The sequence below is a fragment of the Streptomyces sp. NPDC093071 genome (assembly GCF_044754545.1).
In the GTDB taxonomy this organism is placed as follows: Bacteria; Actinomycetota; Actinomycetes; order Streptomycetales; family Streptomycetaceae; genus Streptomyces.
On record NZ_JBIVPH010000001.1, the window covers coordinates 1,037,724 to 1,052,654 of the forward strand.

Here is a 14,931-nt window from a genome sequence, read left to right on the forward strand (position 1 = left end):
GAAACCTGGACCGCCGCACCTCTTCTGCATCCGCGCGCGCGAGGAGAGGGAGGTGCGGCGGAACCCGCGCGGCACCGCGCGGACGCTTTTCGGCCGGCCCGCCCGGAAGCACAGCAGCCGGTAAACCTATCGGCGTGGCTGAGACCGTCCGCGCATCGAGCCATGAGATGATATTCAGTTACCTCCGGGGGTCGTCGCGACGAGCCCTGCGCGTCCGGCTCAGGAGGTACCCACCGCATGCCCGCCCCGTTTCACATGCCATCCGCCCAAGGCGGCGATCCCGGTCTCGGGCGCTTGAAGGCCGTTCTCGAAGAGTGGCGCAAGTCCCTGCTGGACATGGGCGGACGCAACCGGCTGCTGAACTTCAAGCACACCAGAACCGCGACGCTCGAAATGGTGTCCCCGAGCGTCGAGGCGCTGTTGGCCGGCCTCGGGCCGGGGTGGACTTTCGCCCCGGTAGCCGGGGCCGCCGAAGGCCTTGAGGACGACACGGAGACGGGCAGCTCCGTCACTCTTCGCAAAGCCACTGACGACTCCTCCCGTCCGGGCGCCGGCCTCATCACGCAGAAGACCACCCAAACCGGCCTCGACAGTGCTCTGTACCAGTTGCGGAGCAAGTCCGGCCAGATGTTCAACGACTACGGTCTCTGGGTCCTTTGGCTCGGCGTCGGCATGATCAATTGGTGTGAGGACGGCGCGTACGAGGGCAGTGCCGCGCCCCTGGTCCTGGTGCCGGTCGAGCTGCGCCGGGAGGAGAGCAGTCGCCAGTACCGGCTCCGGCTCGCCGAAGGACAGGAGCGCACGCACAACCCCGCACTCGCGGTCAAGATGGCACAGCTGGGGATCGACTGGAGCCAGGTCGGCAGCATCGATGTCACCGATGTGGCCGCGATTCTCTCTGCGGCGCGAAAGGTTGCAGCGGGCCTGAACGGCTGGTCGGTCGACGAGCGCGTGGTGCTCGGGCTCTTCGCCTCCCACCGGGAGTCCATGTACCAGGACCTCCTGCAGAACGAGGCTCGAATCCTCTCTCACCCGCTGGTCCGAGCCGTCGCCCTCGGTCCGGACGCCGGTCTGCCCGACGACGTCATCGGCTTCGACCCTCCGGATCTGGACCGCATCGACGAGATCCAGCTGCCCGAGGCAACCCCCATGGTGCTGGACGCCGACGCCTCGCAGCGCCAGTGCATCGCAACCGTCCTCGACAAACGCTCCTTCGTCATGAGCGGACCGCCGGGCACGGGCAAGAGCCAGACGATCACCAACATGATCGCCGCCCTGATGCACGCCGGCCGCAGCGTGCTCTTCGTCAGTGAAAAGGCCGCGGCACTGGACGTCGTGCGCAATCGCCTGCGCAGTGTCGGACTCGGCGACTTCGTACTGGCCCTGCACAGCGGCGATACGAGCAAGAAGGCGGTGGCCGCCGAACTCGCCCGCGTCCTGACGACCGAGGCCCGGGTCACCGGTGCCGCGCAGCACGAGCTCGAGCAGGCCCGGCAGTTGCGCATGGAGCTGTCTGCACGCGACGCGGCCATGAACGTGCCCCGCGAACCGCTCCAGCGCACTCTCCACGAGGTGCTGGGGCATCTGGTACAGCTCGACCGGGCCACCGTCCCACAGTTGCCGTTGGCCGCAAGAAACGACACGGTGGTCCGGACATTGGGCGCCGGCTCCCTCAGGGAGTCGATCGAGGCAGCGCAGGCCGTCAGCCGGGCTTGGCGACCCGCCGCGCAAGGAACGGCGTTCGCATGGCGCGGCCTCGTGGGCGGGTCGGCGCAGACCGTGGTCTCCGAGTCCGCAGGTGCTCTGTCGGCACTGGGCGCGGCCATCGACCGACGGCCCTTCGCGACTCCTCTGGACGAGCCCAGATCCGTACGTGAGGTGAGGCAGGCCGTACGAGTCCTGCAAGCAGGCCTTCCCCAGTCGGTACAAACTTCGGTCGACGGACAACTGCCCGAGGACATCGGTTCCCAGCTGGACCAGCTGGCCGATCTCTTCGGCATGTACCGTGGTGCCGACCGGGAAGCAGCACTTGCGCTGTGCGAACTGGCCGACCTGACGTCGGCCGGCCATCGGCCGCCCCGCGGCTGGTTCGAGCCCTCCGGCCTCACCCGAGCCCATGACGCTGCGACGGAACTGCGGCGGGCAATCGCCGCAGAGGTCGCCGCGCGGGCCGCGGCCGGTGACCTCTTCGGCGAGCAGGTGCTGGACGAGGCGGAACTCCATGCGCTGGCGGAGCGGTTCGCCACACAGCACCAGGGGCTGCTGTCCCGGTTCTCGGCACAGTTCAAGGCCGACCGGGCGACCGCAACCGCCCTCACGGTCGACAAGGCCTGGAACAAGTCGGTCGGCGCCCGGCTCGACCAGGCCGTCGCCTGGAAGGACGCACACACCGAGGTGGCACGTCTCGCCGAGCAGCACTCCGGGCTCCTCGGTCCGTACGTGCCGCGGACGGATGAGGAGCTCCCCGCTCTCGATGCGGCTCTGGCCAACGCCGACCGCATCGCCGTCCTGACGCGTGGTGCCGAGCGCATCGGATCCGCTGCCCTGCAGTTGGCTCACGAAGCGGACCAGGACCGCCTCGCCTCGCTGCTCGCCGACAACGTGCGGCGCGCGCTGGGAGAGTGGTGCGCGGTGACGACACAACGGGCCGATCGCTGGGAGGCTGCCGCAGAGGCGTTGCTCGCCCTCTTCGAGCCGGCGCATTCCACTCAGCTCTCGCCTTCCCTGCTCGGTTCCTTCGACCAGGCCCGGAAGGTGGTCGACGCCCTGAGCGACGACCCGCGCGGGCCCGAGGAGTGGCGTGCCTACAGCGACGGACTCGCCGTGCTGGCCCGGCATGGTGCAGACGGTCTCGTCGCGACGGCGGCAGAGCAGGGCCTGGATCCGCGGCAATTGCCCGACGTCGTCGAGCAGGCACTGCTCCGGGCCTGGGCGGACGGTGTCCTCGCGTCCGACGACCGGTTGCGGACCACGCGTGCCGAGGACCTCGACGCCCGAGTCGCCGACTTCCAGGAGGCCGACCGCCGTCTGGTCGCCGCCGCCGGCAGGGCCGTCATCGAGGCCTGCAACACGCGGCGGCCCCGCCGTTTCGGGAGCGGTGGCAGCGCGGTGATCACCCGTGAGGCGGAGAAGAAGACCCGGCACATGCCGGTGCGGGAGCTGCTCGGCAAGACCCGTGAGGTCGTCCAGGCCGTCAAGCCGTGTTTCATGATGAGCCCGCTCACCGTCAGCCAGATGCTGCCCGCGGACTTCCAGTTCGACGTCGTCATCTTCGACGAGGCTTCCCAGGTCCGGCCCGGAGACGCCATCAACTCCATCTACCGCGGCCGTACGCTGGTCGTGGCGGGTGACGAGAAGCAGCTGCCGCCGACCTCCTTCTTCGGTGCCTCGGTCGAGGACGACTCGGAAGAGTACGACGCCGACGTGCCCGATTCCTTCGAGTCCCTGCTGCACGCCTGCAAGGCCGGGGCCATGCGGGAGCTGCCGCTGCGCTGGCACTACCGCAGCCGCCACGAGAACCTGATCACCTTCAGCAACCGCGAGTTCTACAAGAACTCGATGATCACCTTTCCCGGTGCCCAGGAGGAGGGCAACGACGTCGGTGTCTCCTTCTTCGAGGCCGGCGGCGTCTACGACCGCGGTGGTCGCCGTGACAACCACACCGAGGCGAAGTACGTGGCTCGGCGCGTCCTCCACCACTTCGACACCCGCCCCGGCCTCACCCTCGGTGTCGTCGCCCTCTCGCAGGCGCAGGCATCCGCCATCGACCTGGCCGTGCAGCAGGCCCGACTGAGCCGCCCCGACCTCGAGCACTGCTTCACCGAGGATCGTCTTGACGGCTTCTTCATCAAGAACCTGGAGTCGGTCCAGGGCGACGAGCGCGACGTGATGATCATGTCCGTGGGCTACGGCCCCGACGAGCACGGCAAACTCGGACTGAACTTCGGGCCCATCAACAAGACCGGCGGATGGCGCCGCCTGAACGTCGCCGTCACCCGTGCCCGGTACCGCATGGAGGTCGTCGCCTCCTTCCGCGGCGGCAGCCTGCCGGACAGCCCGAACCAGAGCGTCCGCTACCTGAAGCGGTACCTGGAGTACGCGGAGAACGGCCCGTCAGTACTCGCCCACGACATCCTCCTGCCGGACGCCGAGCCCGACAGTCCCTTCGAGGAGGCGGTACTGGAGGTGCTGCGCGACTGGGGCTACGAGGTCCGGCCCCAGGTCGGCGTCGCGGGCTACCGCATCGACATCGGCCTGCGGCACCCGGCCCTGCCCGGCGCCTACGCCCTCGGGATCGAGTGCGACGGTGCGATGTACCACTCCTCGAAGGCCGCTCGGGATCGGGACCGGCTGCGCGAGCAGATCCTGACCGGACTGGGGTGGCGGCTGTACCGGATCTGGGGCACCGACTGGTACCGGGGCCGGGAGTCGGCCGAGCTGCGCCTGCGCGAGGCGGTCGAGCACGCCGTCGCTCAAGGGCCGTTGGCTCCAGCGGCTCCTGTGAAACTGCCTCGACAAGCAAGTCCCGTGGACGAGCCCGGCGATGTGTCGGCGCACGCACGGACGGACCGGACACGCGCGGACGACGGTGAACGGATGCCTGCGCTCGCAGTGGCGTCTACAGCTTCCGCTCCGACCTCACAGATCGACATCGAGTACGAGCGTGTGCCGGTGGACACGCAGGTCCAGCGGGATTGGAGCGCCACGTATGAGATCAAGTGGATCAGCGCCACCTCATCCCATGAGATTCACAGCCCGGAGGCCAAGTCGGCCCTGCGGAAGGTGCTGACAGCCGTCATCGAGGCCGAAGGGCCGATCCACGAGGATCTCCTCGTGCAGCGCGCTCGGGAGGCGTGGAACCTCACCAAGGCCGGTAGTCGCATCCGGCTGGCCATCGTGCAGGTCGCGCAGGCTCTCGCCCGGTCGAAGGCAATCTCTTCAGACGGTGCTTTCTACGACGTGGCGGACCGGACGGCCTTCACCGCACGCAGGCCGGGCGCCGGTCAGACCGCGCGGAAGGTGGTGCACATCGCACCGGCCGAGCGCACGCTCGCACTGTGGGAGCTGGCGGCCGAATGCCCCGGCATGTCGGACGAGGAGCTGATGAAGCAGGTCTGCGAGTTCTTCGGCTGGCGGCGGCTGGGTCCCGACATCCGCGCCACGTTGACCGCCGACATCATGGAGCTCCAGCGCGTCCACCTTCTGGACGGTGCACCTGATCGCATCGTGGCGGTGCGCTGAGCCTCAGCGTCGGCGCAGGGTGTGGGCGACGTAGGAGAAGTGCTGCGCGTTGCCCACACTCAGCCATTTTTGGAACGTGCCGCTGTTTCCGCCCCGTCGTGCACAGTCGCGCAGCCAGCTCTCACCGACGCCGGCCGTCGGCCCGCGGAAGTCCGTCAACCCGACGATCTCGCTCGCTGCCGCACGGTTGAACGCGGTCTTGTCGACACCGCTGTGCAAGACCTTCGCCAGGACGAACGTCTGCTCGGTCGTGTAGCGAAGGAAGCCCCAGTCGGGTCCGCCCTTCTGCTCGGGTCGCGATATCCGGGTGATCGCCTCGACGGGCTGGGTCCCGTAGTCGCCGTAGGTCAGCGCGGGAACGTATGCCCGGCGGCTGTGCGCCACCTCCTGCCACATCGCCCAGTCCCAGCGCGGTTCGTCGCGCAGGCCTTGGTCCAGCATGTCTGCCGTGACGTGCGGAAAGCCGCCGCTCAACACCGAAACCGAACGCCAGGGAGTAAGAGGAAACAGCGCGTCGAGCGCCCTCAGAGCCTCTTTACCGGCATCGGGGCGGTTTCCGAGCACGCCGCCCATGTCCAGGAGCAGGTCCACCTCGATCACGGGATCGGCGCGATTCAGCAGGGATCCCACTGCTTCCGCGGCCGTGGAGTCCCACTCCCCCGGGACCCTGACGCGCACCCCGAGGCCCCACCCGCTGCGGGTCGCCGCTACGAAGGAGGCAGTCTGCTGGAGCAGCGACCGGTCCGGTCCGGTCACCGGCTGGAGCGTCCCGAGGACGCTGTACTCGTGGAGCACCTCGGCCAGCACGGGAACCTGGGTCTCGTCCGCGAAGGGCGCGTCGATCCACGCGGCACGGTGGCGCTGGACCCGGCTCACCGAGGCGAGGTCCTTCCGTATCGCCGCGGCAAGGGCAGGAGCGGCGACTCCCGGCCTGGGCGGTAGGTTCCACAGGGGTGCAACGCCTTGCTGGTCGTTCGGCCGCAACCACCGATAGGCCTCCACCGCATGCGGCCTGACCGGCAGCACGGGCACGTACAACAGATCGGACATGACGGATTCCCCCTCGGCTCTGCCGACTCCGTTGACCTGTGGCCAGGGTCCGCGTCGACGACGGAATGCGAAACCACGCCGATTCGGCCTCCCTGGCCGAAATTTCCGACACCCGTGCGAGGCGATCATCGGCTTGCCCGTTCAGCAGTCGCCTCCTGCACCGAGGCAGCCCTGGGCGTCAGTGCTCACCATTAGGATTTCTCACGGATGCGCCCTGGTCCGGGCGGGAGATCAACGGCACGAAACCGAGACGGGTGGGGAAAAGCACATGCGGGAAGGCCGGTGGACGACGGTCGCCGAATCCGAGTTCGACCATGAGCGCCGCGGCCTGGAAGCCATCCGTACCCAGCTTCCGGACACGGATCCGTGGCGCGCTTGGTCGAACTTCACCTTCACCGCGAACACCGGGCACGTTCGCGAGGTCGATCTGCTCGTCGTCGCCCCCGCCGGCATGTTCATGATCGAGCTGAAAGACTGGCACGGCTCCGTGACCAGCGAGAACGGCACCTGGGTCCAGACCACCCCCGGCGGCCATCGTCGCCCCCACGGCAACCCCCTCCACCTGGTCAACAAGAAGGCGAAGGAACTGGCCACACTCCTGGGCCAGAACGGCAAGCGCGTGTGGGTGGGGGAAGCCGTCTGCTTCACCGACGGCGGTCTGCGCGTCCGCCTCCCCGCCCACGACCAGAACGGTGTCCACACCGTCCCCGAGCTCGTGGCCATGCTGAAGCAGCCGCCCCGGGACGAGCGCCGCCGCATCACCGCGATCGACTCCCGCGAGATCAAGGGCGCACTCGACCGCGTCGGCATCCGGCGCAGCGAGGCGGCATACAAGGTCGGCCCGTACCAGCTGGAGCGGAAGTCCTTCGACTCCGGAGCGACCTGGGCGGACTACCGGGCCACCCACAGCGAGCTTCCCGAGGTCGCCAGGGTCCGGGTCTACCTGAGCGAGCGCGGTTCCGACGCATCCATCCGCCGCTCGGTGGAGAACGCCGCCCGACGCGAGGCCGCCGTGCTCCAGCGCTTCCGCCACCCCGGCGTCGTGCAGTTGAAGCAGTACTTCCCGTCCGGGCACACCGCCGGTCCCGCCCTGATCTTCGACTACCACCCTCAGACCCTCCGCCTTGACGAGTACCTGCTCCAGCACGGGAAGCGCCTCGACATCCTCGGCCGGATGGCGCTCGTCCGGCAGCTGGCGGAAACCATGCGGTCCGCTCACTCCAGCCGGATCCACCACCGCGCCCTCGCCGCACGCTCGGTCCACGTCATCCCGCGCAACCGGGGCCGGGAAGGCAGGGCCATCGGGGAGGAGGCAGCCTGGTCTACCCCTCGGCTGCAGATCTCCGACTGGCAGATCGCCACCCAGCGGTCCTCCGGTACGGACGGCGGCACGGGCCAGGGCATGACCCGCTTCGCTCCCACTGCCCTGTCGGTGACGCACGTCTCGGAGGGCTCCGACCCCTATCTCGCGCCCGAGCTGACCGCGCTGAGCGCGGACCCCGTCTATCTGGACGTCTACGGACTCGGCGTCCTCACGTACCTCCTGGTCACCGGCAAGGCTCCGGCCGCGAGCCAGGCCGAACTGCTCGCCCGCCTGGAAGCGGGTGAGGGCCTGCGCCCGAGCTCGCTGGTGGACGGCCTTTCCGAGGACATCGACGAACTCGTGCAGGCGGCCACCGCCTACCGCCCCGGCCAGCGGCTCTCCTCGGTGGACGAGTTCCTGGAGATGCTGGAGCTGGTCGAGGACGGCCTCACCGCGCCGTCGTCCACGACGGAGACCGAGGCCGTCGAGACCTCCGAGAAGGACCCGCTCGAAGCCGTGGCGGGTGATGTGCTCGGGGGCAGGTGGGAGGTCCGCCGCCGTCTGGGCACCGGCTCGACCAGTCGCGCGTTCCTCGTCCGCGACCTGGAGGCGGAGGCCAGGAAGACCCGCCCGCTCGCCGTCCTCAAGGTGGCCCTCTCCGACAGCCGGGGGGAGATCCTCGTCCACGAGGCCGAGGTGATGGGCCGGCTGCGCCCCGACTCCCGGATCATCCGGCTCGTCGAACCGGCGCCCCTGCGCATCGCGGGCCGCACCGTGCTCGTCCTGGAGTACGTGGGCGACGAACGCGACGCGGGCGACGGTTCCGCCCCGGCCGACGAGGCGGACGGCGCGACCTCGGCCGCCGACGCGGCTTCCCGCAGCGGCACCCGCCATCGTCGCCGCGAGGAGACCGTCGCCCGTCAGCTCCGCGAGCGCGGCCGTCTCCGGATGGACCAGCTGGAGGCGTATGGCGACTACCTCTTCGGAGCCGTGGACTTCCTGGAGGGCGAGAGCGTCTGGCACCGCGACATCAAGCCCGACAACATCGCCATCCGCATCCGTCCCAACCGCACCCGTGAACTGGTGCTGATCGACTTCTCGCTCGCCGGCTACCCGGCGACAGACCACGAGGCCGGCACGGAGGGTTACCTCGACCCCTTCATCGGCACCCTCACGCGCACCGCGTACGACTCGCACGCCGAGCGGTACGCCGTGGCCGTCACCCTGCACCAGATGGCGTCCGGCGAGCTGCCGAAGTGGGGCGACGGTTCGCTCCCGCCCCGGATGACGGACGCCGCCGAGTTCCCGTACCCCGTCGTCGCCGCCGACGCCTTCGAGCCCCCCGTACGGGACGGGCTGCTGGCCTTCTTCCGCAAGGCCCTGCACCGCGACGCCTCGCAGCGCTTCCCCGAACTCAAGCCGATGCGGGACGCCTGGAAGAAGATCTTCCTGGACGCCGCGCAGGCGGTGCCCTCCAGCCACCGCACCCGCCATCCGGAGCCCGCCGCCGAGCGGTCCGCCTCCGTCGGTGCGCCCGCGATCGCCGACGCCGAACCGCTCACCGCCGACGAGCAGCGCGAGCAGCTCGCCGCCGCGGTCACCCGGGACACCCACCTCTCCTCGGCGGGCCTCACCCCGGCCGCCGAGTCCTTCCTCTACGGTCTCGGCGTCACCACCGTCGGCGGGCTGCTCGACTACAGCCGCAGCAAGCTCCTCAACGCCCCGGGGCTCGGCACCAAGACCCGTACCGAGGTACAGCGCCGTCAGCGCCAGTGGGGCAAGCTGCTGCGCGAGGCCCCCGTCTCGCCGCTGACTCCCAAGGGCCGCGCCGAGGCCAAGGAGGAACTCGCCCAGCTCACGGCCGCCGAGTCGGCCGTCCTCGGCTCCCTCGCCACGGTCGAGGGAGCGGGTGGACTCACCGCCTCGGCCCTGCGTTCGGTCAGCCTGGACACCCTCGCCACGGTCTTCGTCCCCGAGCTCAACAACAACCGCTCCAACAGCAACAAGATCGAGATGGTACGGCTGCTGCTGCGCCTGCCGAACGAGCGCGGCGAGCTGCCCGACATCGGCGTCTGGCCCAAGCAGAAGGACGTGGCGGAGGCCCTCGGCCTGTCGGCCGGCCGCATCCCGCAGATGCTCAAGGAGGAGCGCAAGCGCTGGAAGAAGCATCCGGCGGTACAGGCCCTGCGCGAGGAGATCATGGGTCTCCTCAAGGACCTGGGCCGGGTCGCCTCCGCCCTCGAGATCGCCGACGCCCTCGCCGTGCGCCGCGGCACGCAGCTCGCCGAGCGCGAGCAGCGGCGCGCACTGGCCCTCGCGGCCGTGCGGGCCGTGGTGGAGGTGGAGCAGCTCGAGCCCGACGAGGCCGAGTTCCAGCACCAGCCCAACCGCAAGGCCACCGAGGACGCCCTGGTCGCGGGCCTGCTCGCCCTGGACGTCCGGGAGGGCGACGCACCGGACACCCCGGCGGCGCCCGGTCTCCTCGACTACGCGACGCGCCTGGGCAAGACCGCCGACCGGCTCGCCCGCCTGGAGACCATCCCGACGGCGACCACGGTCCTCGGCGAGCTCGGCGCTCTCACCCCGCCGCCCGGTCTCGTCGAGTGGGACGAGCGCCGCCTCGTCGAACTGGCGGCCGCCGCCTCGGCGAACGCAGCCGCCACCCCGCGCCTGGAGATCTACCCGCGGGACCTGTCGCTGGTGCGCGCCCTGCGGCTCACCCAGGCCGGCCTGGTCCCGATGATCCCGGGCGTCCCGGAGACCCGGCAGCCGGGCCTGACCGGCGAGGACGTCCACGAGCGGGTCCGCGCCCGCTTCCCCGAACTCGTCGTCGCCGACGCGCGGGGGCTCCCGACACACGAGCTGCCGACCGGCGGCCGCCTGACGAAGGCCCTCTTCGACGCCGGCTTCGAGCTCACGCTGTCCACGCGGGAGGACACGAAGACCCTGCGCTACCTGCCCGCGCGGATGGACGGCTCCTCCAGCTACCTCACGGGCGGCACCTGGCGCCGGTCCACCGACGTGGGCACGGTGACCCGCTACTCGGACGACCCGCTCCTCGCGGGTGCGGTCCGCACGGAGGAGCGCCTGCTCGCCTCAGCCCGGCAGGACGGCTACCGGGTCCTGACCGTGCACCACGGCCGTACGGTCGACGCCGTACGGGAACTGTCCGCGGACCGGATCGGCGCCCGCCCGCTGTCCGCGACCGAGCTGTTCCTGGAGTCCCTGCACGCCCTCGTCCCGCCGGCCACGAAGCCGACGTGGGAGACCCTGCTGAAGGCCGACGTGGCCGAGCCCGGTTCGCGGGGCGCGCTGAAGTTCGCCGAGTACGCGCGGACGGCGTGGGGCACGGTCGAGCCCCGGATACGGGAACTGCTCGACCCGGCGACGGGCACGGGCCCGGTTCTCCTCACGGAGACGGCCGTCTTCGCCCGGTACGACGCGATGGGCGTCCTGGACCGGCTCGCGGAGGCGGCCAGGCAGGGGGGCCGCGGCCTGTGGCTGCTCGTACCGCAGCCGGACCCGGCGCGTGAGCCGAGGCTGGGCGCCGTGGCGGTGCCGTACCAGGCGGGCCTGGGCGAATGGATCGACTTGCCCGACTCGTGGGTGAAGAACGCCCACCGGTCGGGTCTGAACGCAATCGAGGGAGACGAGAAGTGATCGACCGCAAAGCCCTGTTGGACGACCTGAAGCAACAGGTCAAGGCGGTCGAGGCCGACCTCGGCAAGCAGGTGAAGGTCGTCCCGGAGGGCGCGCGCCTGCGGGACGAGTACGACCGCGCCCGGAAGCTGGGCCGTACGGCGGCGACCTGGAACTCGTGGCTGGACGAGCGGATCACGCAGGTCGCGGTGGCGTGGGTCCTCGGCTCCGTCTTCGTCCGCTTCTGCGAGGACAACGGCCTGATCCCGGAGCCCTATCTGACGGCCCCCGGCGCCGACCGCCGGGACCTGGCGCTGGCGAGGTACGAGGACTACCTGTCCACGTCGGACGACCCGACGTACCGGGGCTGGCTGGAGCGCGCCTTCGAGGAGCTGGGCGCGGGCCAGGCGGGCCGGCTCCTTTTCGACCGCCGCCACAACCCGCTGTACCAGATCCCGCTGTCGCACGACGGGGCGCGGGAGCTGGTGGAGTTCTGGCGGGCGCGGGACGAGTCCGGTGTCCTGGTCCACGACTTCACGGACGAGCTGAACGAGGACGGCACGGAGGGCTGGGACACCCGGTTCCTGGGCGACCTGTACCAGGACCTGAGCGAGGCGGCCCGCAAGACGTACGCGCTGCTCCAGACCCCGGAGTTCGTGGAGGAGTTCATCCTCGACCGCACGATGGACCCGGCGGTCCGGGAGTTCGGCTACGAGGGCCTGAAGATGATCGACCCCACGTGCGGGTCGGGGCACTTCGTGCTGGGGGCGTTCCGGCGGTTGGTGCGGCTGTGGGGGGAGGGCCAGCCGGGGAGGGACCTGCACGAGCGGGTGCGGGCTGCGCTGGACTCGGTGCATGGGGTGGACCTGAACCCGTTCGCGGTGGCTATTGCGCGGTTCCGGTTGTTGGTTGCGGCTATGGCGGCGGGTGGAGTGCGGTCACTGGGGGAGGCGGCACGGTATGAATGGCCGATCCATTTGGCGGTGGGCGACTCGCTGATTAAGCACCGACACCGACAGGAGAGCCTGTTTGAGGGTGATGGGAGCGAGGGCTCTGACGAGCTGGCTGAGTTCAAGTATGAGACGGAGGACGTCCATGAGCACCCAGAGATTTTGAGGCCGGGGCGGTATCATGTGGTGGTGGGAAACCCGCCATATATCACAGTAAAGGACAAGAAACTAAATAACCTATACCGAGAGCTTTACGACGCTTGCGCAGGACTTTACGCACTATCCGTCCCATTCGCGCAGAGGTTCTTCGAGCTGGCCAAGCAAGGGGGAGATAACGGCTCCGGATATGGCATGGTGGGGCAAATCACGTCCAACTCTTTCATGAAGCGCGAATTCGGGACGAGACTGATCGAAAGCTATTTCCGCAATAGCGTAGAGCTGACCGAGGTCATTGACACCTCGGGCGCGTACATTCCCGGTCACTCGACCCCAACCGTCATCCTGATCGGTAAGCATCGCGATGGACGGAAGCGCTCAACAACTATTCGCACCGTGCGAAGCATTCAGGGTGAGCCGACCACACCAGAAAGTGGCCAGGATGGTCTTGTCTGGAACGCGATCTTGAGGCAAATTGACACGCCAGGATCCGCGAGTCAATGGATCTCTGTCGATGACCTAGATCGCGATCGATACTTCAGCAAGAAGCCATGGGTACTAGTGGACGGCGGGCTTGAAGTAATCGAATTGCTCAGCTCCTCCGGCACAGAAAAGTTGAAGAGTAAGTGCGTGCGTGTGGGATTCTACGGCGACACCCATGCAGATGATGCACTCAATTTTCCTCTACATGTCCTCAGAAAGAACAATGCCGAGAATCAATTTATCGAGCGAGTCAGCTTTGGCGACGAAGTACGTGACTACGTAGCCAAGTACCAGAATCACGTGATTCATCCGTACGATGAAACACGACGCCTGGTCGACCTGAGTCTCGCACCTCAGATCGAGCGATTTATCTGGCGGAATCGAAGCGAGCTAGGGAACCGTGCGACATTCTCAGGCAAAACCTACTTTAAGGATGGTCGGCCTTGGTGGGAGTGGCATCAGCTTCCTAGGGATCTCGAAACCCACCCTTGGGCCATTGCATTCGCCGAAATCGCTACACATAATCACTTTGTCGTCAATCGAAAAGAATCCGTTCTGGCTCGAACAGCCCCCATCATTAAGCTCGGCCAGGACGCAACGGAGGAAGACCACGTAAGGCTGGTCGGGCTCCTAAATAGCTCAACGTTGGCATTCTGGTTGAAGCTTGTCTGTTTCTGTAAAGGGAACGCCACGGCGTCCAGCGGTATGGCCGATCAGCCTTGGTCGTGGAATTATCAATTCAATGGCACCAACATCGAACGCGTCCCACTTCCTGCACAGTCACCTTCGGCCTGTCCTTCCCATCTGGATGTCCTTGCCCAACAACTCGCAGTGGCAGGACCGTCCTCCGTCACAGCCAAGACCACTCCGACCACGACCACACTCCGTTCAGCTTATGCCCATTGGCGCTCTACTCGTGCCCGCATGATTGCGCTGCAGGAGGAGTTGGACTGGCAGGTCTATTCGCTCTACAATCTTCACTCCGAAGACCTACGGGTCTCGGAGGATCCCGAGTCGCCCGACATCCCCGACCTCGCCCTCGGCGAACGCGCCTTCGAGATCGTGCTCGCGCGTCGCGTCGCGGCCGGGGAGGCCAGTGGCGAGTGGTTCAAGCACCACAAGTCGATTCCTATTACTGAGATCCCTACACGCTGGCCCGCCGCCTATCGTGAGGTCGTTCAGAAGCGAATCGACGCCATCGAGTCGTCGCGCGCCATCGGGATGGTCGAGCGGCCCGAGTACAAGCGACGCTGGGCTACTGAGGGCTGGGACGCGCTTCAGGAAAAGGCACTGCGGGCCTGGCTGCTCGATCGGATCGAGGGAAAAGACCATTGGTTTGATGAGAACGGGATGCCCGCCCTGGTCACCCTCTCCCGACTCACTGACAACCTGTCCCGCGACGAAGACTTCGTCTCCGTCGCCAAAATTTACGCACCCCGCAAGGAACTGCCCGCAGTCGTTGTCGAGCTGATGACCAACGAGCACGTTCCCTTCCTCTCCGCCCTGCGCTATAAGTCTTCCGGGCTCAAGAAGCATGCCGACTGGGAGCACGTCTGGGACCTCCAACGTCAGGAGGACGCTGCTGAGGACGAGCCGGCCAAGCGGAAGATCCGGGACAGCATCCCCGTACCGCCGAAGTACACCTCGGCCGACTTCCTGCGCCCCTCCTACTGGCGGGCCCGCGGCAAGCTCGACGTGCCGAAGGAGCGCTTCATCTCGTACGGCCAGGCCAACGTGCCCACGCCCGACCTGTACGGCTGGGCCGGCTGGGACCACCAGGAGCAGGCGTACGCGCTCACCACGTACATCGCCACCCACGAGTCCCTGACCACCGAGGAAGTCACCCCGTTCCTGGCGGGTCTGCTGGAACTCCAGCCGTGGCTCGACCAGTGGCACGACGAGTTCGACGCCACCTTCGGCTCGTCCCCCGCCGCGTTCTTCCGGGGTGACCGGCAGATGGAGCAGGGCAAGCACGGCCTGACGGATGACGACCTGCGCGCGTGGCGCCCTGCGGCAGCCACCCGAGGACGCCGTACGACCAAGAAGTAGATCCGGGTACGCCAGCGGCCCCCGCAGACCATCGGGTTCGCGGGGGCCGTTGCCGTGTTC

The 14,931-nt window shown here is 68.2% G+C and carries 4 protein-coding genes; 3 read left to right on the forward strand and 1 reads right to left on the reverse strand.

Annotated features, from left to right (window positions below; genetic code table 11):
- The first annotated feature begins 237 nt into the window (after positions 1-237).
- Positions 238-5,241 (forward strand): DUF3320 domain-containing protein, encoded by a 5,004-nt coding sequence (locus tag ACIQD7_RS04380; protein ID WP_402439250.1) that lies wholly within the window; start codon positions 238-240, stop codon positions 5,239-5,241.
- A 3-nt stretch (positions 5,242-5,244) separates the two neighbouring features.
- Here the strand turns inward: ACIQD7_RS04380 and ACIQD7_RS04385 are convergent, their stop codons facing one another.
- The gene (locus tag ACIQD7_RS04385; RefSeq protein ID WP_402439252.1) at positions 5,245-6,291 is read right to left on the reverse strand and encodes a beta family protein; all 1,047 of its coding nucleotides are present in this window, start codon (positions 6,289-6,291) and stop codon (positions 5,245-5,247) included.
- 268 nt (positions 6,292-6,559) lie between these two features.
- Between ACIQD7_RS04385 and pglW the strand changes: the two genes are divergently transcribed.
- Complete coding sequence (pglW, locus tag ACIQD7_RS04390; protein WP_402439254.1) at positions 6,560-11,254, forward strand: BREX system serine/threonine kinase PglW; 4,695 nt, start codon at positions 6,560-6,562, stop codon at positions 11,252-11,254.
- A complete protein-coding gene (gene pglX, locus ACIQD7_RS04395; protein WP_402439256.1) occupies positions 11,251-14,871 on the forward strand; it encodes a BREX-2 system adenine-specific DNA-methyltransferase PglX in 3,621 nt (1,206 codons plus the stop codon). The genes pglW and pglX overlap by 4 nt, the downstream gene beginning before the upstream one ends.
- The last annotated feature ends 60 nt before the right edge of the window (positions 14,872-14,931 follow it).